Source organism: Vitiosangium sp. GDMCC 1.1324, from assembly GCF_003044305.1.
GTDB lineage: Bacteria > Myxococcota > Myxococcia > Myxococcales > Myxococcaceae > Archangium.
In genome coordinates, this window is record NZ_PZOX01000002.1 from 836,802 (window position 1) to 858,298 (window position 21,497).

The 21,497-nt window shown below is 65.8% G+C and carries 22 protein-coding genes; 11 read left to right on the forward strand and 11 right to left on the reverse strand.

Annotation, left to right across the window (positions count from 1 at the left end):
• Positions 1 to 323: 323 nt before the first annotated feature.
• A complete protein-coding gene (locus tag DAT35_RS07895) occupies positions 324 to 779 on the reverse strand; it encodes an immunity 26/phosphotriesterase HocA family protein (RefSeq protein WP_108066266.1) in 456 nt (151 codons plus the stop codon).
• A gap of 3 nt (positions 780 to 782) precedes the next feature.
• On the reverse strand, positions 783 to 1,661 hold the full coding sequence (locus tag DAT35_RS07900; RefSeq protein ID WP_146209620.1) for a hypothetical protein: 879 nt from the start codon (positions 1,659 to 1,661) through the stop codon (positions 783 to 785).
• A gap of 606 nt (positions 1,662 to 2,267) precedes the next feature.
• Here DAT35_RS07900 and DAT35_RS07910 point away from each other — a divergent pair.
• From DAT35_RS07910 to DAT35_RS07925, 3 genes are all read left to right on the forward strand, one after another.
• The gene (locus DAT35_RS07910) at positions 2,268 to 3,668 is read left to right on the forward strand and encodes an AHH domain-containing protein (RefSeq protein WP_233261350.1); all 1,401 of its coding nucleotides are present in this window, start codon (positions 2,268 to 2,270) and stop codon (positions 3,666 to 3,668) included.
• Positions 3,665 to 4,237 (forward strand): imm11 family protein, encoded by a 573-nt coding sequence (locus DAT35_RS07915; RefSeq protein WP_233261351.1) that lies wholly within the window; start codon positions 3,665 to 3,667, stop codon positions 4,235 to 4,237. The genes DAT35_RS07910 and DAT35_RS07915 overlap by 4 nt, the downstream gene beginning before the upstream one ends.
• A 337-nt stretch (positions 4,238 to 4,574) precedes the next feature.
• The gene (locus tag DAT35_RS07925) at positions 4,575 to 4,946 is read left to right on the forward strand and encodes a hypothetical protein (protein WP_146209621.1); all 372 of its coding nucleotides are present in this window, start codon (positions 4,575 to 4,577) and stop codon (positions 4,944 to 4,946) included.
• Between the two features lie 86 nt (positions 4,947 to 5,032).
• On the opposite strand, the gene DAT35_RS58835 is transcribed toward DAT35_RS07925, so the two are convergent.
• From DAT35_RS58835 to DAT35_RS07935, 3 genes are all read right to left on the reverse strand, one after another.
• The gene (locus DAT35_RS58835; protein ID WP_158501596.1) at positions 5,033 to 5,197 is read right to left on the reverse strand and encodes a hypothetical protein; all 165 of its coding nucleotides are present in this window, start codon (positions 5,195 to 5,197) and stop codon (positions 5,033 to 5,035) included.
• Positions 5,198 to 5,628: 431 nt separating this feature from the next.
• Positions 5,629 to 7,035 (reverse strand): beta-xylosidase, encoded by a 1,407-nt coding sequence (locus DAT35_RS07930; RefSeq protein WP_108066269.1) that lies wholly within the window; start codon positions 7,033 to 7,035, stop codon positions 5,629 to 5,631.
• A 172-nt stretch (positions 7,036 to 7,207) separates the two neighbouring features.
• Positions 7,208 to 8,230 (reverse strand): AraC family transcriptional regulator, encoded by a 1,023-nt coding sequence (locus tag DAT35_RS07935; RefSeq protein ID WP_108066270.1) that lies wholly within the window; start codon positions 8,228 to 8,230, stop codon positions 7,208 to 7,210.
• Positions 8,231 to 8,342: 112 nt separating this feature from the next.
• Between DAT35_RS07935 and DAT35_RS07940 the strand changes: the two genes are divergently transcribed.
• The 4 genes from DAT35_RS07940 to DAT35_RS07955 all read left to right on the forward strand — a co-directional run bounded on the left by DAT35_RS07940 (position 8,343) and on the right by DAT35_RS07955 (position 12,441).
• Positions 8,343 to 9,179: an SDR family oxidoreductase gene (locus DAT35_RS07940; RefSeq protein WP_108066271.1), complete on the forward strand. Its 837-nt coding sequence runs from the start codon at positions 8,343 to 8,345 to the stop codon at positions 9,177 to 9,179.
• An 18-nt stretch (positions 9,180 to 9,197) separates the two neighbouring features.
• Positions 9,198 to 9,497 (forward strand): STAS domain-containing protein, encoded by a 300-nt coding sequence (locus tag DAT35_RS07945; protein WP_108066272.1) that lies wholly within the window; start codon positions 9,198 to 9,200, stop codon positions 9,495 to 9,497.
• Positions 9,498 to 9,822: 325 nt separating this feature from the next.
• The gene (locus tag DAT35_RS07950; RefSeq protein ID WP_233261367.1) at positions 9,823 to 10,644 is read left to right on the forward strand and encodes a DUF2381 family protein; all 822 of its coding nucleotides are present in this window, start codon (positions 9,823 to 9,825) and stop codon (positions 10,642 to 10,644) included.
• A gap of 12 nt (positions 10,645 to 10,656) precedes the next feature.
• Positions 10,657 to 12,441 (forward strand): serine/threonine-protein kinase, encoded by a 1,785-nt coding sequence (locus tag DAT35_RS07955; protein ID WP_108066274.1) that lies wholly within the window; start codon positions 10,657 to 10,659, stop codon positions 12,439 to 12,441.
• On the opposite strand, the gene DAT35_RS58020 is transcribed toward DAT35_RS07955, so the two are convergent.
• From DAT35_RS58020 to DAT35_RS07975, 5 genes are all read right to left on the reverse strand, one after another.
• Complete coding sequence (locus DAT35_RS58020; RefSeq protein WP_146209622.1) at positions 12,442 to 12,705, reverse strand: hypothetical protein; 264 nt, start codon at positions 12,703 to 12,705, stop codon at positions 12,442 to 12,444. It abuts the gene before it with no gap.
• A gap of 381 nt (positions 12,706 to 13,086) precedes the next feature.
• Positions 13,087 to 13,578, reverse strand: a complete 492-nt coding sequence (locus DAT35_RS07960; RefSeq protein ID WP_108066275.1) for a hypothetical protein — start codon at positions 13,576 to 13,578, stop codon at positions 13,087 to 13,089.
• Between the two features lie 3 nt (positions 13,579 to 13,581).
• Positions 13,582 to 13,953, reverse strand: coding sequence for a hypothetical protein (locus DAT35_RS07965; RefSeq protein WP_108066276.1), 372 nt, complete (start codon positions 13,951 to 13,953; stop codon positions 13,582 to 13,584).
• A gap of 226 nt (positions 13,954 to 14,179) precedes the next feature.
• Positions 14,180 to 15,133, reverse strand: coding sequence for a hypothetical protein (locus tag DAT35_RS07970; RefSeq protein WP_108066277.1), 954 nt, complete (start codon positions 15,131 to 15,133; stop codon positions 14,180 to 14,182).
• Between the two features lie 67 nt (positions 15,134 to 15,200).
• Positions 15,201 to 16,820: a GMC family oxidoreductase gene (locus tag DAT35_RS07975; protein WP_158501597.1), complete on the reverse strand. Its 1,620-nt coding sequence runs from the start codon at positions 16,818 to 16,820 to the stop codon at positions 15,201 to 15,203.
• A 214-nt stretch (positions 16,821 to 17,034) separates the two neighbouring features.
• On the opposite strand from DAT35_RS07975, the gene DAT35_RS07980 reads away from it, so the two are divergent.
• Both DAT35_RS07980 and DAT35_RS07985 read left to right on the forward strand, forming a co-directional pair.
• Positions 17,035 to 18,000: a hypothetical protein gene (locus DAT35_RS07980; protein WP_108066279.1), complete on the forward strand. Its 966-nt coding sequence runs from the start codon at positions 17,035 to 17,037 to the stop codon at positions 17,998 to 18,000.
• A 27-nt stretch (positions 18,001 to 18,027) separates the two neighbouring features.
• Positions 18,028 to 18,312 (forward strand): hypothetical protein, encoded by a 285-nt coding sequence (locus DAT35_RS07985; protein ID WP_108066280.1) that lies wholly within the window; start codon positions 18,028 to 18,030, stop codon positions 18,310 to 18,312.
• Between the two features lie 7 nt (positions 18,313 to 18,319).
• Here DAT35_RS07985 and DAT35_RS07990 read toward each other — a convergent pair whose 3' ends face one another.
• A complete protein-coding gene (locus DAT35_RS07990; RefSeq protein WP_108066281.1) occupies positions 18,320 to 19,642 on the reverse strand; it encodes a DUF4032 domain-containing protein in 1,323 nt (440 codons plus the stop codon).
• Positions 19,643 to 19,787: 145 nt separating this feature from the next.
• Here DAT35_RS07990 and DAT35_RS07995 point away from each other — a divergent pair, with 145 nt between their 5' ends.
• Both DAT35_RS07995 and DAT35_RS08000 read left to right on the forward strand, forming a co-directional pair.
• Positions 19,788 to 20,549 carry an SDR family oxidoreductase gene (locus tag DAT35_RS07995; protein ID WP_108066455.1) on the forward strand — a complete coding sequence of 254 codons (762 nt, stop codon included), beginning with the start codon at positions 19,788 to 19,790 and terminating at the stop codon, positions 20,547 to 20,549.
• A 40-nt stretch (positions 20,550 to 20,589) separates the two neighbouring features.
• Positions 20,590 to 21,321: an SAM-dependent methyltransferase gene (locus tag DAT35_RS08000; protein ID WP_108066282.1), complete on the forward strand. Its 732-nt coding sequence runs from the start codon at positions 20,590 to 20,592 to the stop codon at positions 21,319 to 21,321.
• Positions 21,322 to 21,497 lie beyond the last annotated feature (176 nt).

A 21,497-nucleotide genomic window follows, 5' to 3' on the forward strand; every position in this document is an offset into this window, starting at 1 on the left:
CTGGACGGGCCGCGCCCCGCGGTGTTTCCAGGGCCCGGCACCCGGCCCGTCCCGCGCCCCCAAGCAAGGGTTGTCACGAACGCTCGGGGACCCGGTCTTCAGGGCATGATTTCGAAACGGGAACAGCGAGACGTCGTGGTGATCGGCGATCGGGGAGATGACGTGTTCGGCTCGGTCGATTGCAAGCCGCTCTTCAGCGCCCGCGGGTCGGGCTTTGAGGCGGGAGCGGCGTTGGCGCCGACGACGTGGCGAGGAAGTGCTCGGTCAGCGCATTCGAGCGAGGTTTGGCCAGGACCTGGATAGGGAGCGAGCAGGAGGCTCCCCTACTTGAGGCGGACTTTGTGCCGCTCCGCCGTGGCGTTGGGCCGTCCCATGAAGGTGTCGAGAAGGCGCTCCTCCACACCCACCTCTTCCCAAACAGAGGCGCGCTCAAGCCCGATGCACTCTTGCGGTTCCGCACGTCTCTCATTGCCGGCGGTGTCGAAGATCAAGCAGTCGCGGAAGTTTCCCCGGTCCTGCATGAACTGAACGATGGGTTGAGAAAACCGCTCTTCCAGCTTCCTCCTCCCGATGACTTCCCACCCCCTCTCGTCCATATGGCGGACAGCCACCTTGAAAAGGATGGGCATGGAGGCAATCCGGTCCAAGTCTGAATCCGGAGTGCCGGTCCTATAATCGTAATAGGCTTCATGCGGCATGTTCAGCACCCGGCCGTAGCCAAAGGAGCCGTCTGCGAGCGGAATTCTCAAGAACGACCCGGGTTTGTAAAGGCGCGGCATCTGCTAATATCCCGTGTATGGGTGAAGGAGGCCCCACAACTCCGTGGCGGCATCGTGAAACCGTCGGCCTCGCGGATTGTCCTTCGCCACGCCGCGTACGGCATTCTCGGTGCGATAGGGCTCTCCGGTGTCGGAGCGGGCGCCTCCCAGGGAATCAATCAACTGCTGCTCTCTCCCGCGAATCCGCCAATACGCGACGTCATCATATCTCCGGCCATAGTCAATAGCGCTCCCAACATCGAACCTATCCACTTCCGCATCGGCAAACGCAGCGTTCTCCGGCTCGGCGCGCTCATCCATGTGATGGTTTTTATCGCGAAGGAGAATGGCCACTATCGCTTGAAGTGCGAGGGACCGGGTGAGATCAACGATCATGCTGGTCCGCCCCGCGTAGAAGCGGTGGGTTGTCTTGTTGAGCTTCGTGGAGGTGACGTAGATGCGTCCCAGCCGTTTCTTGTCACTCTTGTCGGGCTCTGGCTTGGGCGCCACGCCAGGAGAAGCCTGGGTCGGGTATTGACCTTGGACCCAGCCCTTCACATCGCCGAAGTGCGTACCGTAGTACTCGTCCGCGATGTCGATGGGAGTCTTCTCCCCATTCGCGGCCGCTCTGGCCGTCAACACCAGCAGGCCACTGCCGACCGCCGCCGCCACCGCGCCGCCCACCACCACCACATCTCCCGCCGCGCCGCCAGCCCCGACCTCCGCACCCGGGCCGCCCTCGGGCACGAGCCGGAGCACACCGCGGGGGACGCCATCTCCCAGGCCCTCGCCGGACAGCCCCTCCAGGGGAGGTGCCGAGAGAGGGGTGAGCGGCTCCACGGGAGCAGCACCCGCCGTCGCCGCCACCAGCACTATCCGCATCCCCGCCTGCGGAGCAGTCACCGCCTCCCTCCGTGCTCCGGCAGCACCGTCACGACGCGGGATATAGACGCAGCGCTGGGGCGGCTCCGGGGTACTACGGATGCTCCGAGCCGTGCCGCTACACCCCAACACCACCATGCACAGCAGCACCACCCACCCTCGCGGCACGCAGCGCCTCCGGGCGTTGGCCCTGCTGGGAAGAGTTCGAGTTTACAAGCGGGGCGCGCGTTCCTGTCAACATGAGGTCCTGGGGCAAAGGCTCTACGGTGGTCTTACCGGTGGAAGCGCACTCACCAAGAATTCCAGGCGGCGGATTCGATTCCCGCCGCCTCCACTCTGTACCTCCTGGAAAGGACGCGGCTTTCCGGGAGGCCGAATCGAATCCTCTGACACCTTCGAGAGACACCTTCGAGAGCGTGACGTTCCCATAGATGGTGGACCGGAAGAATCTCCTCCCGCTGTCACGTACGCCAGCACCTGCCGCCTTCCTCCACACCTCGCGCAGACGAACACGTCGAAGTCGAACGTCCTGTCCTGGAAAATGGGGCTTGCCTCCCTACCTCATGGGGGGTGGACAATCACCGGCTCACGCTCCTGGAGTGCTCCGAGGGGCAGGAGGAGCCGGTCATGCGTCAGCTTGTCACCCACGCCCTGTGCCTGGTGCTGATACCGATGTTGGCTCGAGGCGCTCCTGCCGGCCGAACACTCGAGCCTGTCGAAGTGCGAGAGTACGACGGCGGCTGGGGGCGTAAAGGGGTCCAGCTCATCTTCAAGCGACTCCCGCCCGACCGCGAGCAGGGGGCGCTGACCCGGGAGGACGGGCAAGCCATCCGTGCGGCCTTCGAAGAGGTATACGGCAAGCAGGAGCCACTCCCTCCGCCACGGTACCCCGGCGGGACGAGGCTCGCGAGTGTGGGGACGCAATATGTCAGCATGGCCCCTCCAGAGTGGCAGGAGAAGATTCGCAAGGACTATGAAGCGCTTTACAGGAAGGAGCCGTCTGCCCTCTCATTGCCAATCAACCTGGAAAACAGCCGCTTCTTCCAGGCGCTGAGGCTCTCCCCTCAATATATGGGAGAGGGCGCACGCGAGGCGGCCATGGAGCTGTTCAGCTCGCCCGCATTTATCGTATCCATGGCCGCCTCAATGACTTTGTATCTCGCGGCGCTCGCGGCACCTGAGCCCCTTCTGAGTAAGGGTTTTGTGGCGGCTGTCTCGCTATGGCTCCTGGTCACCTATGGCGCTACGGAAATCATGAACGTAGCGATGGCGGTCAAGAAGCTGTACCAGGAGGCCGAGGCGGCGCAGAACTTCGAGCAACTGGACAAAGCCGCCCAGAACTTTGGCCCGAAGATAGGCGGCACGGCGCTGAGAGTCCTTGTGACGGTAGCTCTGGGGCGGCTGGCGGGGAAGCTGCCACAGGTGCCCAAGGCGCCGGGGGGAGGTGGTCTGTGGACAAGGCTCGGCATGCCCCGGTACGCGCTGACGAGAAATGTCACACTGCAGGGGGCACCGGTCGTGCAGGGAGCCGGTGCGCAGGTGACGGTCGTGGTCGGAGAGGCAGCGGCTGCAGAGACCTCCGTGGCAAACGGGACGGTCCTGCTGATGGGGGCTCTGCTGGGCACAGAGGCCTCCGCGGCCAAGGCAGCCATCAAGGCGGCCCGGACAACGGGAGGCTGCCGGGAAGACAACAGCAAGGGAGATGCTCCAGAACACCACATTGCCACCGACAAGAATGGCAAGGCCGAAGTCAGAGGCGGCCCCTGGACACCACTGTTTGAGCCTCTCTTCGAACGAGCCGGCATGAGCCTCAATGATCCAGCGAACAAGCTCTTTGTTATTGACCATAAGGGGCCTCACCCCGAGCAGTACCATCAAGAGGTTTATGATCGTCTGAATGACGCAACCAAGCTGTGCGCAGGGCCAGACGAATGCAGGCGCAAGCTTACCCATGCGCTTGACGAAATTGCGGGCGACATCTGCCGGTCTGGCTCAAGACTCAATAAACTCGCTACAAAGAAGCCATGAGCACTCAGGATAGATATTTCCGTCTGGCGGGCGATGTACACATTCCGGGGCGCTGGTATGTCCAAGGCCCATGGGACGCTGAGGGAAGGAGGATTATTCCCGGGCGGCTACAAGAGGGAAAGGCTTTGAGCTTGGACTGGATGCCCTTCTTCTCTGTGCGTTACCCCGGGCAGGCACTCGATTATACAGAAACAGAGGCCACTGTCGTTGTAAGCCATCGCTTTGTATCCCTGTGCGAGCAGCTAGGCATTCAGAACAACGTGCAGTTCATCCCGGCGCGAGTGGAGAACCAGTCTGAGCGGTATTTCATTCTCAACACACTCCATATCATCAGGTGTATTGATGAGGCTCGATGCGAGGAGGTTACATTTTGGGAGCCCAGGCATGGAGAGCCAGAAAGGGTGGGCGAATACCGGAACGTCGCCGGTCTGAGGATAGACCCGACGAAGGTAGGCGGCGTTAATATCTTCCGTCCTTGGGGCTGGACGGTGGTGCTGATCGTCTCCGAGCGCGTCAAGCTAGCCATGGAGGAAGAAGGCCTCACCGGTGCCAAGTTCATCGAAGTGTGACTGGGGGCCTTCCGCTCGTCGCCTCCTGTGGGAGACGCTCCTGTGCCGGTAGCGCCACTCCGGAACTTGGGTTCCCCCTGCGCACGCACAGCGACCGTGGGGGCGGACACCCCGTGGTAGCGCACCAGAAGTGCTCCAATCTCGCGCGAACCCCAGCGGGGCAGGCGAACACGTCCAATGCAAACGTGCAGCGTAGCAGCCCCGCCCGGTCTACTCGCGGCCTCCTCACCTTCTTCGGCTCCTCCATCGTCGCTGCCAGCGACTGGCTCTCCTCCTCCGCCCTCGGCCCCGGCTTGACGGGAAGCGTCCCTGCCGCCAGAAGTAGTCATGAGCGGTGGTGCAGATAATGAACTCAGGGCCGGCAATGGATATGTTTAGAGAGTTCGCTGGTGTGAGGTATGAGGAGTCTGCGGATCTCTGGGTCGCGGAGGTTCATTCGGGAGGAAGGAGGGTGTTCCACGGCGACTATGGCGATCCCGAAATAGCGGCCGCAGGCCGGGAAATTGCCATTCTTGTCCATAAGTGGGAGGCGGTCAGGAACTTTCCAGAGGAGGACTTGCCGCAGCTGTGTGTGCGGTTTTCGGAGGGGCTGAAGTACAGCTTGAAGGCTCAAACCAAGGACTGGCACCAGTGGGTATTGAACCTCGGGCTTCAGCCAGATGAGTTCCTCCGACTGGCCGGGTTGGAGTTGCCGACGGCCCGAGCGTGACTTCAACACCGGGGAGCAGGACAGCCCGCGCGTCCAGGCCCAGGTGTTCGGGCAGGCTAACGATTCACGAAGCTCAGGAAGGAAGGCTACTTCGTGGGCTTGACGGACAGGCCCATCTCCTTGAGCTCCTTGAGGTGGGAACTGGGCCCGGTGCAGTGCGCCTTCAGCTGCCCCTCCTTGCTGTTGCGAGTCACGTCGACGGAATAAGTGTCGTAGTCCGGACCGATGACCACCAGGTAGCCACGTGGCACCTCTCGCTGCTCGGTAACGTTCCCCTTCGGGCGCCCAGGGGGCGCAGCGCGAGGGCGGCCTTATCCAGGCTGGTGTCGGGCGTGAGCTCGTCCAGCGTCACCACCTTGATGGTGGCATTGAGCTTCACGGAGTCCGCGGAGAGGAGCGTGGCGTAGGACGTACTCCACTCGTCCCGCTTTCCGTAACCGCCCCGGGCACCTTGCTCGTGAAGCCCTTCGGGTCTGACCACTCCACCGCTGGGGTGCTTCTTCCCGCGGTGGACCTACTCGTTCCAGCTCACGCAGGAGGCACCGTAGGCCCCGTTGCCGCGGGGGGAGGAGGAAAGCCGCTCCACCCCCCGGCCCGGTTGTTCGTCGAGCTGCTCCAGCGGGACCGTCACGAAGGGCCGCACGGCTCTACTACCGCGGGCACCTCGCCCAAGGCTCCGTCCCTACTTCAAGCAGTAGAGGCTCGGGCCGCGGGCATAGCTGTCCCACTGGCTGGTGCCGATACTGGTGAGGACCGAGTTGTTGTGCTGCACGGCCTCGATGCAGCTCACCGGCCACAGCCGCCCGTCATCCATGAGGAAGGCACCCGGACGCCCTGTCGCCACATACACCGTATTGCCGGAGAACAGCGAGGCGCCGTAGGGGATGCGATGGTAGATGTCGGACGAGACGCTGATGGAGTTGCGGGACAGGTCGGCCGCGGGGGCGGCCAGCGCGAACTGGAGCCGCAGCCCGTCGCGCACGAGCATCATCGGCAGGCCCGGGGTGCCGAGCAGGTAGCCCTCGTACACGCGCCCGACGGGGATCTGATCGCAGGTGCGCCCCGTCAGCAGGTCCACGCCCACGTGCGCCAGGTCCCACGTCCCCGGCTGGCCGGGAGTTCCCACCGAGCGCAGGATGTCGATGGGCACCGTGCCGCACGTGGACGTCGGAATGGCATGCTTGTCCGGGCGGGACACGATGGACGTGCCCTCGGTCCAGCTCCCGGCGAGGTCGAAGCGGTCCACCAGCCCGTTCAGGGTGTTGTTGTAGAGCAGCACGGTGAAGCTGTTGTGGTTGCCGCTGGACATGGCCACCGCGAAGGTGTCGTTGGTGTCGATGTACTGCCAATCCACGGAGAACGCGGCGAGCAGCGAGTGGCGCGTGTGGTTCGCCGAGGTCATCGGCGCGAAGCCCGAGGCGGTGAGCTCCTCGACACCTGACTGGAAGGTGGGGTCCGCCGAGCGCAGCACGAACTGACCGCCGCCGTTCGCATCCACGCCATAGCCGGTGGTGTCCGTGTAGATGAGATGGAACTTCCCGTTGACGTACGTGACGCTCGGCTGCCCCGCGCCGTACGGGTTGGACACGGTGCGGTAATCGCGCGCGGGCGTGAGGATGGGGTTGCCGCCGTTGAGGCGCGTCCAGTTGAGCCCGTCCGGGCTGGACGCCACGCCAATCATCGTCGTGCCGGTGCCATCGCCGTAGCCGCCGTAATACATGTAGTACGTACCGTCGACCCGGATGACGGACGGGTCACACGTGTGCGCGCCGTCGAACTGCGCGCTGTTGCCCGTGGGGCGGAACACCACGTCGTAGCTGTTGGCCGTGGTGGAGCCCCGCGCGTGCCACGGGCCACTCAGGCTGTTCGCTTCGGCGTAGAGGATGTAATCGCCCGCGACGCCGCCGCACCACCACATGCGGTAGACGCCATCCTTCATCACGCTGGGCACGTAGTCATACGGCGTGCGCGTGAGCACCGGCGTATCGCCGCCACGATAGTTGGCGAGGGTGGCCGCGTGGGCCACCGGTGGTGCCAGACCCTTGAGCAGAATGGTCAGGCCGAGCAGCAGAAGGGATTGTCGGAACATGAGAAATCCTTTTCAAGGAAGCAAGACTTCAAGCGATATGGCATGCGGGTGTTGTCCGCAGTTTTGCGCATATCATCGAGACCCTCTGTCTTTGCGCTGATGGACACACGAAATGTCATCCGTGTAGCAATTGCGAGCGATCGAGCTTGCGGTGGCCGAGAGCAGGGCCTCCTCAGGACGCGCCCGCTCGGGCTGACGAACGCTTCTTCCTCGCGGCCCTGCGGTACTCGAGTGGAGTCACCCCTTCCCAGCGCTTGAAGGCACGATGGAAGGCACTGGAGTCTGAGAAACCGAGCAGGAAGGAGATCTCGGCGACCTCCATGTCCGTGCGAGCCAACTGCTCACGCGCCAGCTCCCAGCGCACCTCTCCCAACAGCGCGACGAACGAGGTGCCCGCCTCGGAGAGCCGGCGCTGCAAGCTGCGCCCACTCGTCCCGAGCGCCTGAGCGACGGCCTCCATGGAGGGCTCGTCTCCGGCGAGCATGCGTCGGAGCGCCGCGCGCACCTGCTCCGCGACGTCCTGGCTGCCGCTCTCCACGAGGAGCTGTTCCGCGCGCGGCCCGATCAACCCGGCCAACTCGGAGTTGCTGCTCGCCAGAGGACGGGCCAGATCGAGCGCGGAGAACACGAGCGCATCGCTCTCCTGGCCATGGTGGATGGGCGCCTTGAAGAAGGACTCCAGGAGAGACTGATACGCGGGAACGGGTCCCCGGAGGTCCACCCGTTGGGGGATGACCTGGGTGCGCGTCATCCTCCGGGCGAACGCCAGCAGGAACACCATCTCCATCTCGGCGCGCATCCGCGCGGTGGGCCCCTCCGGCCGCGCCAGGTAAACCTGCACGCGCGTGGAGTCCCTTCCGGGAGCGAGCCCGATGATGTCCAGGGCCAACAGCCGTTTGTAACGCTCGACGCGAGTCAACGCGACGCCCAGGGTGGGCGCGGCCATGGCGGCCAGCCCCACCACGCCGAAAAGCTCTGGCCGCACATCCATGGCCATTTTCAGCCTGGCCTCATCGGACCCCACCACCGGGAGCGCCAGGTCGAGGAAGGCATCCATCTGGGCCGGGGTGAGTCTCGCGGAAGCCGAGACAGCGCCGACCTTCCGCGCCAGGGACTCCACCTGCACACCGGCCTCCGCCAGCAGGGCGAGCAGGCCGCGAGGCAGTGACAGGGTCCGGGTGGCGCCAGGTGGCATCGCGGGTCAGTCGATTGGCGCCCACGGTCAGGGGTGGACCGGCGCCGAGTGGTACTTACTCCATGACACGACGCCGCACCCCGCGGCGCCTGATCACCGAGGAGAGACTACCATGGCCCCCATCGCGCTCGTCACCGGCACGTCCACAGGTATCGGATTGAGCACGGCCGTCCAGCTGGCGAAGGCCGGCTTCGAGGTCATCGCCACGCTCCGCAACCCGGAGAAGGCCGAGCATCTGCGCGCCCGCGCCGCCGCGGAGGGCGTCCAGCTGGACATCCGCGCGCTGGATGTGGAGAGCGACGAGTCCGTGCGCCAGTGCGTGCAGGGAGTGCTCCAGCGCCACGGCCGCATCGACGTGCTGGTGAACAACGCGGGAGCGGGCTTCCGTGGCTCCATGGAGCAGACGTCTCCGGAGGCGCTGCGACGCACGATGGAGGTGAACTTCTTCGGCGTGTGGCGGGTGACGCAGGCGGTGTTCCCGGTGATGCGAGAGCAGCGCTCGGGCCGGGTCATCTCGGTGAGCAGCCTCGGAGGGCTCATCGGGCAACCCTTCAATGACGCGTACTGCGCCGCCAAGTTCGCGGTGGAAGGCTTCATGGAGAGCCTGGCTCCGGTGGCGGAGAAGCTGGGCATCCACATCTCGCTCATCGAGCCGGGTCCGGTCAGCACGGAGTTCGTGAACAACGTGCTGGCGGCGAACGACGGCATGACGGGAGAGCTGGGCCCCTACCGGCCCCTGCTCGAGGGCTACATGTCCCGCCTGAAGGGCCGCTACGACGGGGCGCAGACGGGGGACGACGTGGCGAAGATCATCGTCGAGGTCGCGACCACCGCCCAGCCGCACCTGCGCTACCTCACTTCGGACGCCCTCCGGGGCATCGCGCGCCACAAGTACGCGGATGTGACGGGTGACGGCGTCCTGGCACTCACCCGCACGGTGATCGGCTGAGAGAGGTTCGAGGGTGCCATGAAGCTTACGCGAACAGACCATGGTGATGAGACGACCATCGTGGTTGAGGGGACTCTCGACATAACCACCGCGCAGGAGTTCAGGGACATGGCGGACAAGGTCACCGCGGACAACCGGAAGAAGGTCGTGCTCGAGACGTCCGCGCTCCATCTGATTGATAGCTCGGGGGTTGCCGTCATCATGTCACTGTACAAGCGGGTCCAGACCTATGAGGGAGAGTTGACCATCTCGGGACTGCAGGATCAGCCGCGCCAAATCTTCCGACTGCTCCGTCTGGACAAGGTCTTCTCCATCTGACCTTCCCCTGAGAGGGGAGTGCGAGCCGACCATGGGTTGGAACCGGTGGGTGCGTCATGGAGGGGCTCCATGGAAGCCCACGCGACTCGCTGTCCGTCAGGAGCAGCGTCGTGCCCGCCCGAAGATGTGCTGGCCGCCTTCGCCGCGGTTGAGGGAGACCCTCTGGGTCGGGCCGGGCGGACAGCCCCCGTGAACTCGGCTCCAACGTCAGGAGTTGAAGGGGGCAACTGGCTGTCCTGGTCCTGGGTGCGACATCTGCTAGGGTGAACTCCGGAGGTATCCCACCCTGACACGACTCCTACCGTGGCTACCGCTCGTTCTCCTCCTGACGGGGAGGGCGGCAGCAGCCCAGACTCAGCCCCCGGCCCGCGAGCAGCAGCAGCGGCAAGTCGTCGTCCCCAGCAGCCCGGACGAGCCGGTGCCAGAGGTGCGGGTGGCGGCCAACACCCTCACCCTCTTCCGTTTCGGGTCCCTCATCGACAAGGCCTCGGTGGAGGTGGAGGGGCGGGCGACGCGCTTCCACTTCGTGGACGTGGGTGAGCGCCTCGTTGCCCTCGAACTTGCCGTGGAGCCAGGCCCCGGAGAGCGGCTCATTGTGCGAGTGCGCTACAGGGACGGCGCCTCGCCGGCGTACGCCACCTTCGCACTCGTCTCCCACCCCACGTTGGTGGACACCCTGGTGGAGGTGATGCGCCGCCCGCGCACGCCAGAGGTGCTGGAGGCGAAACTGGCCCAATACGAGGCGAATGGGCCCGCGATGCTGGTGCTGTCGGGACAGTTGGACAGAGAGGGCGTCCAAGCCACCGAGTTTCAGGCGGTGATTTCCTCAACGAACAAGAGCGGCCTTACCTCGGGCATGGGCATGGGCTACCGGGCGCCCCGCTGGATGGTGGTGGCCGTCCCCATCAACAATCTCCCCGGCCAGAAGCCCTGGGCACCCGGTTCCGCGCGCCTCTTCAGCGCGGAGGGCACTCCACTGCGGGTGCGCCTGGTACAACTCCAGGAGAAGTCGCAACTCCAGCCTGGCGAGTCCGGGCTCGTCGTGGTGCAAGCGGACGCCCCCATGTCCGGCAAGGCCCCTTTCCGACTGGAACTGCTGGATACGGAAGGTGGTCGGTTGCTGTCCATCCATAACGTGGCACTCTAGGAGGACGGCCCCATGACGGAAGCCCTGCACCCAGAGCACCTCAAGAGTGGCGACATGGTGGGACCCTGGCGCATTGTCCAGGTGCTGGGCCGTGGAGGCTCCTCCCGCGTCTTCAAGGTGGAGCGGAAGAGGAAAATCTACTCCCTGAAGATGGGGCTGTGCCCCCTGTCCGACATCCGGGAAGAGCTCTCGGAGGACGAGTACGTGGAGGAGCGGAGCGCCTACCGGCAACTCGCGCGCGAGGCGGCGGCCCTCTTCACCTACTCCTCCCACCCCAACCTGCTGTGCGTGTACGCGGTGGACTTCTGGCCCGACCCCAGCAAGGGCTACCCCTTCATCGTCACTGACTACGTGGACGGGGACGACTGGCACCGGTCGCGCTGGCGCAAGCCTTTTCACGCCGCCGGCCTGGTGGACACCTTCAGCGACGTGGTGCGCACCGTGGACGCCCTGCACAAGCGCGGCGTGTACCACCGGGACTTGAAGGCGGAGAACATCCTCATCCGCCGCACGGACGGCCGCCCCTTCCTCATTGATTTCGGCACGGTCCGCCTGCCCGGAGCCTTCACGAAGACGATGGGGGTGCCCGATGGCGCGCTGCACCTGCTGCCGCCCGAGCTCCTGGCCTACACGCGCTCCGGGGCGTTGGGGCGGGGAGAGCCTTTCCAAGGAGGCGTGCCCGCAGACCTGTACGCCCTGGGGGTGCTGCTCTACCAGGGCCTCACGGACCTGCACCCCTTCAACCCGGAGCTGCCGGACAAGCAATTGGTGGCGGCCATCGCCACCGTTGTCCCCGTCGCGCCCCACGTCCTCAACCCACGGGCGCCGCGCTCCCTGAGCGACATCGCCCTGAAGCTGCTGGAGAAGAAGCCCGAGGAGCGCTACCCCAACACCCAGGCGCTGCTCCATGCGTTGGCGGAGGCCGCCGAGCAGGAGAAGGCATCCCCCGCCTGGAAGGTACCCCTCACCCTTCCGGAGAAGAGCGTGACGGAGGCGCCGCCCGAGCAGGAGCCGGGGGTCGAGCACCCGCGAGCAGCGCCCGAGGTCGAGGAGGCGCAGCCGCAGGAAGAGGCCCCAGGAGAGAAGGCTGCTGGCCCCACAGCGCGCAGCTCGCGGAGGAGGTTGCTCCTCACCACACTGGCCTGCGTTCTCCTCGTGGGTGCCATCGGCCTGCTCATCGGACGAGCCCTGCTCGAGCCCTCACCCGCGGCGCATGGTGCGTCCGCCACTGACCAGAGAGGAACCCCGCCCGTGTCTACCACCCCCCAGGATTCCGCCACTCCCATTCGCGGCATTTCGTTCTCGAGCCTCCTTGCCGCATGGCTGTGCGCCGCAACCGGTCTCGGCTGCCCTGCCGCCCAGGTCAAACCAGAGCCAGCGGAATGCCCCGAGGACGCCCAGCACGCCATGTTTGAGGAGTTGAGGCTGACTCGGGGCAGTTACCTCGCGGCCATCCTCGACATCAACCAGCCTGGTGACAACAGCGAGGAGGGCACCTATCGGGACGGCCCCATTGTTGGGCGCGTAGTGCAGTACGTCAACACGGACCCGGCGTTACCGGTGGGCACCTTGCTTTACGGCCAGCTCTGGACGGGCCCGGGCTTCCACGACAAGATCGGGAGGGAGGCAGTCCACGGCCGCTACACTCAGGCCCTGTTGCCGGATGGTCGCAAGGTGCCGGTGTGCATCGTCGTGGGCGGGACTGATGGACGCTGGGCCAAGTTGCCCGGCTCGAAGGCCGACGCTGCTGTGCTACGGCGTGTGGTTCCAGTGAGCGCTGTCTCGCCCTGGCCCTGATCAGAGCGGAGCAGGTGCCACTGACTCGAGCAGGAGCTGGTCCTTGAACCAGTAGGGCTGGAAGCCACCCGGGGCCGTCGTCTCGACGACGTAGACGTACTCGTACCGGATCCAATGCCACTCCATGGCCAGCACGCAACGTACCCGCTCCGGCCTGCCCTTCAGCCGCACCACGTCACCGACCGCCAGCGCCGGCCGGTCTCCCGCCCCCGGTTCACGAGGCGTGCGGCTCTCTCTTCTGGGAAATTGCTTCCACCACGCCATGGCGTGTCCCCCTACGCCAACCCCGCACCATGCTACCGGAGACACACGGCGACGCGTACCGCCCGCCCGGTGTCAGAGGATTCGTACGCTGCAGACCCCCGAATCGAATCCTCTGACACCTTCGAGGCCTTCGAGGGTGCTCTAGGCGGCCTGATCAAGGAGGTGGCCTGAGGTAGGATGTCATGAGGGAGACGGCTAGTACCTCCTCGCCCCGCCACGGGTCCTGGCGAGCACGTGCGGCCAATCCCGCCGTGTGTCCCAAGCCCGTTGCACTGCCCCCTGCACCGGCGCGGCGCTCGGCCTTGCTCACTCCGGCTGCGGCCCTCCTCGACCCCTTTGCACCAACCCTCCCCCTCAACAAGGCCCTCATTCCGCCATGCGCTAACACCATTCGCCATGCTCGTTCAGGCCAATGGGCCAGTAGGGCATGCACGTCACCAGCGTGACGTAGTCCTGCTTGCCGGCATCGATCAGCCATTTCAGCAGCACGACCTCCGGCGCGATGCGACGGCTGAGCGGGAAGCTCTTGTTGATGCGGTCGCAGCGCAGCCAGAAATGACGGATGAACCAGACGAACTCCGGCGCGGAGGCCGGCCCGGCCGGGCGGTGCTCGAATGCGACGTCCACCGCCTCTTCGCGGGTCCGCTCCCCGGATAGAGCAGCGGCGATGCAGCCCTTCCACCAGCGATCGCAGTGCGGATAGAAGAACTGAAACCCCTCGACATAGTGCTCGAAGAGCTTCTGGAGTTGCTCATCGGCGTCATCCACTCGCCCGCGATAGTCCGATACAGGCGTGCCCCCTTGGATGTCCTTCGGTGCGCTCATGAGCCGGTACACGCCCCTGTCCACGTTGTGCACGACGTCGAGCGGCATGGATCAGCACTCCTCCCCGTCCGGATTGAAGGCGATGGGGATATAGACGAAGCCCTGCATGAGCTCGAAAAGATCGGGCGCGACCGTCGTGAGGTCGTTCACGAGAAGATCGATTGGCTGCACCCGCGACACGAACGCCGTACGGTCGTTGAGTTCCTGGAGCGCGAAGTAGTACTGGCGGAATATCGCGATGACCCGGGGATGCGCGGCCGGTCCCGCCGGCCACCTGCGGTGAAAGTCCGTCATCGCCTCGGTAGGAACCGGTTCCGTCCACGAGTACGGGCAGTGGTCGTTCCACCAGCGGACGATGGCCGGCACCGCGCCGCGCAGCGCATCGATGTATTCGCCGCGGAGTTGCTTGTATGGGTCATTCATGCGTTCGTGTCTGCTGAGTTGAGACGCATCGTGCCGATGATGCATCGCCCCTCCGCGAGGGGTCAGGGCGTGCGGTCGTCGGCCGGGTGCTTGAAGGTTTCCTTCGTGTAGCCGCCGGTCTTCGGGTCGAGCATATAGCGGAGGACGAGCGCGGGGGTTCCGAGTCGTAGCCAAATCGAATCCTCTGACACCTTCGAGGAATCCTCTGACACCTTCGCGGGGACACCTAACCCCGGCCCCAGTGCCAGGAGAAGTTCACCCAGGGCACCGGGAGGTAGAGGCCTCGCGTGTAGGCGGCACCGATATCCACCGCCCAGCGCTCGCCGAGAACCCGCAGCGCGAGCGAGTTGAGAAACACGGGCTCCGACCCCATCATCCCCAAGAGCACCCAGTTCTCGGTGACGCCGGCCAGCCCCTTGGACAGGCGGAGGCCGCCGCTGAGCGAGCCGGCGTAGAAATGCGCCACCGAGGAGAGCCCGCTCGAGGTGAGCTCGAAGGGCACTCCCGCGCTCAAGGTGACATGCGCGTCAGGAGTGCCATAGGTGGCCGCTCCATAGATGAGCCCGAGGCCCGAGGGCGCGAGGGGCATCACGGCCGACTCCACGCCCACGGCCAGGTGGAGGCGCTCCGTGAACGAGGCCCCCACCTTCACTCCGAACGCCACGTTGATCATCCGCTTGTCCAACACCCACATGGGCAGTGCGGAGCCGACCGTCAGCGTGAGGTGGTCGGTCACTCCCAGCGACACCATGGAGAGGAAGAGCTCCCGCTGGCTGAAGAAGCCCTCGCCGCCGCGCAGCATCAGCGCGCTGTTGCCGAAGAGGTAGCGGGTGCGGGCGGGATCGGTGAAGCGCACCGAGCCCCCTTGCGTCACCCGGGCGTCCTGCGCCACCTCCACGCGCTCCACCGCCTCGGGTGGAAGCGTCATCCGCACGCCTCCCGCCACCTCCAGCACCACGCCATCCGCGTCATGGCGCACCACCCGCCCGAGCAGCTCCTGCCCGTCCTTCAGCTTCACCCGTGACAGTGCTGTCTCGGTGGCGGGCGAGGATTCGGCCGCTTGTGTCTCCTCGGAAGGAGCGATGGCGGCGGTCTCGGGAGAAGCGGGCCCCTCCTCGGGCCGGGCAGCGCGGGCCACGGAAGCGAGCAGCAACAGGGCAGCAATGAGTGTGCGGTGCATGGTCCCCCTCTGGGATTGTGGGGACGCCGCCACTGCACGCACCGGGCCAGACGCGGAGGGAGGAGGCTCAGGCCTTCTCGAGGATGAGCCGTCCGCAGCGGTCGCCGACCATCATCGCGGGCGCATTGGTGTTGCCCGAGGTGACGAAAGGAATGATGGCTGCGCTCGCCAGCCGCAGGCCCTGGACACCTCGCACGCGCAGCTGCGGATCCACCACGGCCAGCTCATCCGTGCCCATCTTGCACGTCCCCACCGAGTGGAAGTCGGACTCGGTATACTGGCGGAGGGCCTCCACCAGTTGCGTATCCGTGACGGTGTCGGGGCCCGGCGTGTGCTCCACCTCCTCCACCCAGTCGCGCAGGCCCGGAGACCCGAGGAGCTGGCGGATGAGCTTGTAGCCCTCGAGTTGGTTGGCGATGTCCTCGTCCGTGCTCAGGAAGTTCGGATCGATGATGGGGGCGTCCCGGAAGTCCGCCGAGCGCAGCTTCACGGTGCCGCGGCTCGTCGGATGCAGGTTGATGAGACCCAGCGCGAGCGCCTCGGAGGGATAGGAGCCCCAGCCGTAGCGCATGTAATACGACTGGACCTGGAACTTCGGAGACCCCGAGCGGGGCCCGTTGCCGGCGAAGACGTTCACGTCCATGGTGGTGGTGTGGGAGGCAGGCTCGGGCTGCCGCAGCTTGCGCACCGCCACCGAGACCAGGTGGTCATGCAGGTTCTTCCCCACGCCCGGCACGTGGGCCACCACGGGAATGCCGTGGGCCCCGAGCTCCTCCGAAGCGCCGATGCCCGAGAGCATCAGCAGCTGGGGCGTCTGGATGGTGCCGGTGCAGACAATGACCTCGCGCCGGGCCTTCACGGACATCTCCCCGCCCTGCTGGTCGATGATGACGCGGTCGAGCTTCTTCGAACCATCGAAGGAGAGGCGCTTCACCCAGGCATTCATCATGAGCGTGAGCCGGGGGTTGGCCAGGTGCTGCGAGACGAAGGTGGAGAAGGCATCCTGGCGAATGCCGCCCTCCGCCACGTTGAGCTGGCTATAGGTGGCGCCCAGCTGGTTGTCGCCGTTGTAGTCCTCGTTGAAGGGGTAGCCGAGGTTGACGGCGGCCTGGACGACGGCCTGGGACAACGAGTGACGGGAGGTCAGGGCGTTCGAGGGGCGGATCGGCCCGCTCAGGGCCTGGAAGGAGGGCAGGACGCTGGCGAAGTCCCAGCCGGAGCACCCGGCCGCGGCCCACCCGTCGTAGTCGGCCCGGTTGCCACGAACCCAGACCATGCCGTTGATGGAGCTGCTACCGCCGGCCACCCGGCCACAGGAGTAGGACTGGGCCCTGCCCTTCAACGCCGCCTGCGGCTCGGACTTGAAGGCCCAGTCGGTCTCGGCGCCCGGCTGGGTCAGCCGGTAGGACTGGGTGAAGTCTCGGATTTCCTCGCGGTCGTTCGTGCCTCCCGCCTCGATGAGCAGAACGCGCGCGTCCGAGTCCGTGAGGAGCCGGGCGGCCAACGTACAGCCCGAGGAGCCGGCACCGATGATGATGTAGTCGTACTCGGTGGAGTCCGAGCAGCCGATGAGCGTGGGCATGGCGAGCGCCGCGCCCGAAAGGCCCAGCAGCTTCAGCAGGTCTCGGCGGGAGTACCGGCCGGCCGCCGCCGTCTGGAGGAGCCCTTTCATGTCGGGGGACTTCATGTTCCTACTCATATGAGTTCAACCTTTCTGGGAGACGTGGAGTCGGAGAGCCAGGAAGAGCACCGCGGCGCGCACCGGGACGGAGGTGCGCGGGCCATGCCCCCCCAGCCACGGAAGTACCATCACGCACCGGCCGAGACGATGACTCTCGCTGCTTCTGCCGCTGACCGGCTGCGAATGCTAGACTTGGTGCCCCCTCCGCTGGAGATGCCCGATGTACACCTGCCCGAGCTGTCACCAACAGTTCGTCGTCGATGCATTCCTCGTAGGCACCCAGGAGCTCACCAAGGCATGTCCTCGCTGCAACAAGGGCAGCAAGGCGAGCGTCTTCGTTGGCGAGAAGGGAGGGGTGTCCAAGGCTCGCACGAACCTGGAGAAGTTCGCGAACGACATCGGCGGCACCCTCGTCACCTGGATCGGCCAGGGAGACAATCCGGGGCAACTCCTCAACGAGAAGCTCGTCCAGATCTCCGAGAAGGAGGGCCGCATCGACGAGCTCGGCTACCCCGATGCGCTGGGTGGAGTGTGCAACGCCATCGTCACCGAGTTCCTCCGCGTCCTGCTCACCGGTGGTTCGATCGCCGGCTTTCACCAGGACATGGAGTTCATCACCGACGTCTACCGCCAGCTGCAGACCGACTTCGCGAACACCATGCGCGAGTACCAACTGGCGGCGAAGCTGGCGCAGAAGAACGCCAGGTTGTACGAGAAGTACGAGGCACTCCTCTCCACTGGCGGAGCGGCGACCCCCGCCATCGAGGACTTCTGGAGGTCCGAGCGTGACCGGGCCTACCGGAGCGTGACCGACAACAGCAACAAGGTCCAACGGCTGGCGAGCCTGCTCTATACGACCCGGAACCTGCAACTCTCCGGCATCGACTACACCATGGTCCAGAAGAACAAGGCCCTGGACGAGACCATCATCATCAAAGCGGTGTCGGAGCCCGGGTGCTACCTGTTCGGTCTTCAGGGTGCCAGGGCGGGACACGCGGTGGGGATCTCAACGACGAAGAATTTTTTCGCCGACGACCTCCTGCTGTTCATCGATCCCAACACCGGCGTCTTCGCCTTCCGCGACCGCAACGCGTTCTCCTTCTTCATCACCACCTACTGGAAGAAGATGCTCAAGAGCGACTACAGCACCGGAACGATCTGCAAGTACACGAAGAGGAAGAAATAGCACCGTCCACAAACCCAGGAGTCTGACATGAAGACCAAGACGACAATCGCAGGGCTGATGATGGCAGTGGGACTGCTGGCAACCGGATGCGGCGGGGCTGTCACCGCCGTGGATGAACAGTCCAATCTCGCGACGCGCAAGGACGAGCTGCCGTCGTGCTGGGGAGAAGCCTACGAGCACATCTCCTATAGCGAACCCGAGCTCATCAACGCGATCGGAGGGTGGCACTGCATCTGCGGGAGTCAGGCCATCGTCTATGGAAGATGGCAGAGCCCTTATTACACGGAGACCGAACCCCAAACGTGCCAATAGCAGGCAATCAAGGCAGGGGCGCACCCTTCGGAGTGGGTGGAGGAGTCTCGGCCCGTGAATCCTCCAGGGTGTCCTCGGTGGTCAGCGGGACACTCGCCGAGCGCAGCAATGCCAACGCGGGCTGCTCGCGTCGCAGCGCCACGTAGCCCTTCACCGCCACCGCCAGGCCCACGTCCTTCTTCGCCCGCTCCGACAGGAACCACTTGTGCTCCAGCACCTGGCAGTAGAGCTCGGCCTCGTCCGTCGCTGGCCCGAGCTCCTTCTGCAGCCGGTTCAGCGTCGGCCGGAAGCGCTCGTCCAGCCAGCGGAACGCCGCCACGCTCAAGGCCACGCTCCGATTCACCTCGCGCGTCAGCGTGGCCTTCATCTCGCGAATCTCGTTGAGCAGCAGCCCCGCCTGCCGCTCCTCGGCCACCACCCCCGTCAGGTTGTGGAGCTGGTGCCGGTGGTACTCGCGATCCGTCACGATGGTCCTCATCCGCAGCTGGCTCCCGTCCCCGCTCGCCACCAAGTCCACCTCCCCCACCGAGAAGCCCAGCTCGTTCAGCGCCCGGATGCGCTCGTGGATGCGGTAGCTCTCTCGCGGTGAGATGGAGATCTCCTTGTTGATCTCCGACCACAGCCGCTCGTAGCGCTGACGGATGCTCGGAGCCGTCGCGTACACGTCGAGCGTCGCGGGCAGCTCCACCATCGCCGCCACGTCCGCCAGCCCCCCGGTGACGTTCTCCTCCATGATCATCAGGTCCAGCTCGCGCTGGCCGTCGGAGAGCTTCGCGTGCAGCTCGGAGGTCTCCGCGTCCACCGCGTACGCCTGGAGCTCGCCCGCGTCCCGTCGGAACAGGACGTTGGACAGGGAGCAGTCGCCCCAGAAGAAGCCTCCCACGTGCAGCCGCACCAGCAGGCTCGCCATCGCGTCCAGCAGCCGCTCGCGGTAGCGCTCCAGGCCCTTGTTCATGAAGAGCACCCGGTAGGGCAGCGACGAGGGCAGGTACTGGGTGATGAGCACGCCCAGCTCCTCCCCGTGCTCGTCCTGGGCCCGCACCCGCGCGAACCCCACCGCCGTCACCGCCGGCAGCCGGCGCTCCTCCAGCCCCCGCAGCACCTCGTACTCGCGCTGGCCCACGGGGACGGGCATCTCCTTGAGCGCGTAGATGTCCGCGCCATAGCTGACGAAGACGACCGTGTGCCGCGACAAACCCTTGGGGACCTCCACCAGGCGGGAGCACACCTTCGGGGTCCACTCCTCCAGCGGCAGGTGCCACGGCAGGTCCAGGAAGTCCGGGTGGCCCTGGCGCAGGTGCAGCGCGGTCAGCCCACGAGGTGGCGTCATGGGCGCCATCCTACCGCCTGCCACCTCGGGCGTGGATGGCCCGGCCTCCCGCCCGCGTGTCCGCTTCTCAGTATCATTCATGAAACAGTCCCCGCACCTCCAGCGGGCGTGCACTCCCCCGGCGCCTCAATACAATCCGCGCCCCATGCAAACCCTTCAAGGATGGACGGCCCTCGTCACCGGGGCCAGTTCCGGAATCGGCGAGGCCTGTGCCCTCGCTCTCTCGCAGGCTGGCGCGCGGCTCGTGCTGGCGGGGCGCCGGAGCGACCGGCTCGAGGCCCTGGCCGCGAAGCTCCAGACTCCCTCCCACCCACTCATCCTCGACGTGCGCTCACGCCAGGACGTCGAGGCCTCGCTCGCCGCGCTGCCCCCCGACTTCGCCAACGTGGACGTGCTCGTCAACAACGCCGGCCTCGGTCTGGGGCTCGAGCCCGCCCACGAGGCCTCGCTCGACGACTGGGAGACGATGATCGACACCAACTGCAAGGGGCTCGTCTACGTCACGCGCACCCTGCTGCCGGGCATGGTGCGCCGCAACCGCGGCCACGTGGTGAACCTCGGTTCCATCGCCGCCACCTACCCCTACCCCGGTGGCAACGTCTACGGCGCCACCAAGGCCTTCGTGCACCAGTTCTCCCAGAACCTGAAGGCGGACCTCGTGGGCACGCGCGTGCGGGTCACCGATGTGCAGCCCGGCATGGTCGAAACCGAGTTCTCGGTCGTGCGCTTCAAGGGCGATGCCCAGCGCGCGAACAAGGTCTACGAGGGCATGGAGCCGCTCACCGCCGCCGACATCGCGGACATCGTCCTGTGGACGGTCACCCGCCCCGCCCATGTGAACATCAACGTGGTCGAGGTCATGCCGGCGGACCAGGGCTTCGGCCCCTTCGCCGTCAAGCGCCGCTGACTGTTCTTTCCCCAGGCCGCGTGATAGCCGGATGCGCGGAATGGTCTCGGACGAGCATCGCGTGGAGCAAGCACCCCCTCAGGGGAAGAGGACGGTTCACTGCGCGGACGCCCTGGCGTGGTTGGAGGCCCAGGGTGTGCTCGCCGGGTGCTCGCTCATCACCTCCATGCCCGACGTGTCCGAGTTCCCATCGTTCACGCTCGCCGAGTGGAAGGACTGGTTCGTCCGCACCGCCTCGCTCGTCCTGTCTCGCTGCCCCGACGACGGCGTCACCATCTTCTTCCAGACGGACATCAAGAAGGATGGGACCTGGGTCGACAAGGGCTACCTCATCCAGAAGGCCGCCGAACAGCTGGGGCACTCGCTGCTGTGGCACAAGGTTGTCTGCCGTGCTCCCCCCGGCGGTGTCACCTTCGGACGGCCCGCGTATTCGCACATGCTGTGCTTCTCGCGAGGCCTCCGCGCCGACCTCTCGAAGTCCACCGCCGATGTGCTCCCCCAGGCCGGCGAGGTGACGTGGACCCGCGGCATGGGCGTCCAGGCGTGTCTCGTCGCCTGCCGCTACGTGCTCGACAACACCCCCACCCGCACCATCGTCGACCCCTTCTGCGGCCATGGCACCGTGCTCGCCGTCGCCAATGACCTCGGGCTGGATGCCGTGGGCGTCGAGCTCAGCCGCAAGCGCGCCCGCAAGGCCCGCGCCCTGCGCATGCCGCTCGGCGACTCCGCGCCCGGCTCCGAGCCCGACTCCGAGCCCGACCGCGAGCCCTAGGGCGATCAGGCCCTCGCGCCCATTTCCTCCATTTCAGTCATTCTCACAAAGAGAGAAATCATCTCGCTTTGGGCTCCAATGACATGCGGAGGGCCCTGATCCCAGGAACAGGGAATAACCGGCGCTAATCTTGTGGGAGCTGGACAGCGCCTATATCCTACCGGACTTTCCAAGCT

What these genes read in the sequence shown, in the direction of transcription:
- DAT35_RS07960 (WP_108066275.1), bottom strand. Translation starts at nt 13,578, where the DNA reads ATGCCGCTCGACGTCGTGCACAACGTGGACAGGGGCGTGTACCGGCTC.
- DAT35_RS07955 (WP_108066274.1), top strand. Translation starts at nt 10,657, where the DNA reads ATGACGGAAGCCCTGCACCCAGAGCACCTCAAGAGTGGCGACATGGTG.
- DAT35_RS07940 (WP_108066271.1), top strand. Translation starts at nt 8,343, where the DNA reads ATGGCCCCCATCGCGCTCGTCACCGGCACGTCCACAGGTATCGGATTG.
- DAT35_RS07970 (WP_108066277.1), bottom strand. Translation starts at nt 15,133, where the DNA reads ATGCACCGCACACTCATTGCTGCCCTGTTGCTGCTCGCTTCCGTGGCC.
- DAT35_RS58020 (WP_146209622.1), bottom strand. Translation starts at nt 12,705, where the DNA reads ATGGCGTGGTGGAAGCAATTTCCCAGAAGAGAGAGCCGCACGCCTCGT.
- DAT35_RS07990 (WP_108066281.1), bottom strand. Translation starts at nt 19,642, where the DNA reads ATGACGCCACCTCGTGGGCTGACCGCGCTGCACCTGCGCCAGGGCCAC.
- DAT35_RS07985 (WP_108066280.1), top strand. Translation starts at nt 18,028, where the DNA reads ATGAAGACCAAGACGACAATCGCAGGGCTGATGATGGCAGTGGGACTG.
- DAT35_RS07915 (WP_233261351.1), top strand. Translation starts at nt 3,665, where the DNA reads ATGAGCACTCAGGATAGATATTTCCGTCTGGCGGGCGATGTACACATT.
- DAT35_RS07895 (WP_108066266.1), bottom strand. Translation starts at nt 779, where the DNA reads ATGCCGCGCCTTTACAAACCCGGGTCGTTCTTGAGAATTCCGCTCGCA.
- DAT35_RS07945 (WP_108066272.1), top strand. Translation starts at nt 9,198, where the DNA reads ATGAAGCTTACGCGAACAGACCATGGTGATGAGACGACCATCGTGGTT.
- DAT35_RS07935 (WP_108066270.1), bottom strand. Translation starts at nt 8,230, where the DNA reads ATGCCACCTGGCGCCACCCGGACCCTGTCACTGCCTCGCGGCCTGCTC.
- DAT35_RS07995 (WP_108066455.1), top strand. Translation starts at nt 19,788, where the DNA reads ATGCAAACCCTTCAAGGATGGACGGCCCTCGTCACCGGGGCCAGTTCC.
- DAT35_RS07980 (WP_108066279.1), top strand. Translation starts at nt 17,035, where the DNA reads ATGTACACCTGCCCGAGCTGTCACCAACAGTTCGTCGTCGATGCATTC.
- DAT35_RS08000 (WP_108066282.1), top strand. Translation starts at nt 20,590, where the DNA reads ATGGTCTCGGACGAGCATCGCGTGGAGCAAGCACCCCCTCAGGGGAAG.
- DAT35_RS07930 (WP_108066269.1), bottom strand. Translation starts at nt 7,035, where the DNA reads ATGTTCCGACAATCCCTTCTGCTGCTCGGCCTGACCATTCTGCTCAAG.
- DAT35_RS07975 (WP_158501597.1), bottom strand. Translation starts at nt 16,820, where the DNA reads ATGAAGTCCCCCGACATGAAAGGGCTCCTCCAGACGGCGGCGGCCGGC.
- DAT35_RS07910 (WP_233261350.1), top strand. Translation starts at nt 2,268, where the DNA reads ATGCGTCAGCTTGTCACCCACGCCCTGTGCCTGGTGCTGATACCGATG.
- DAT35_RS07965 (WP_108066276.1), bottom strand. Translation starts at nt 13,953, where the DNA reads ATGAATGACCCATACAAGCAACTCCGCGGCGAATACATCGATGCGCTG.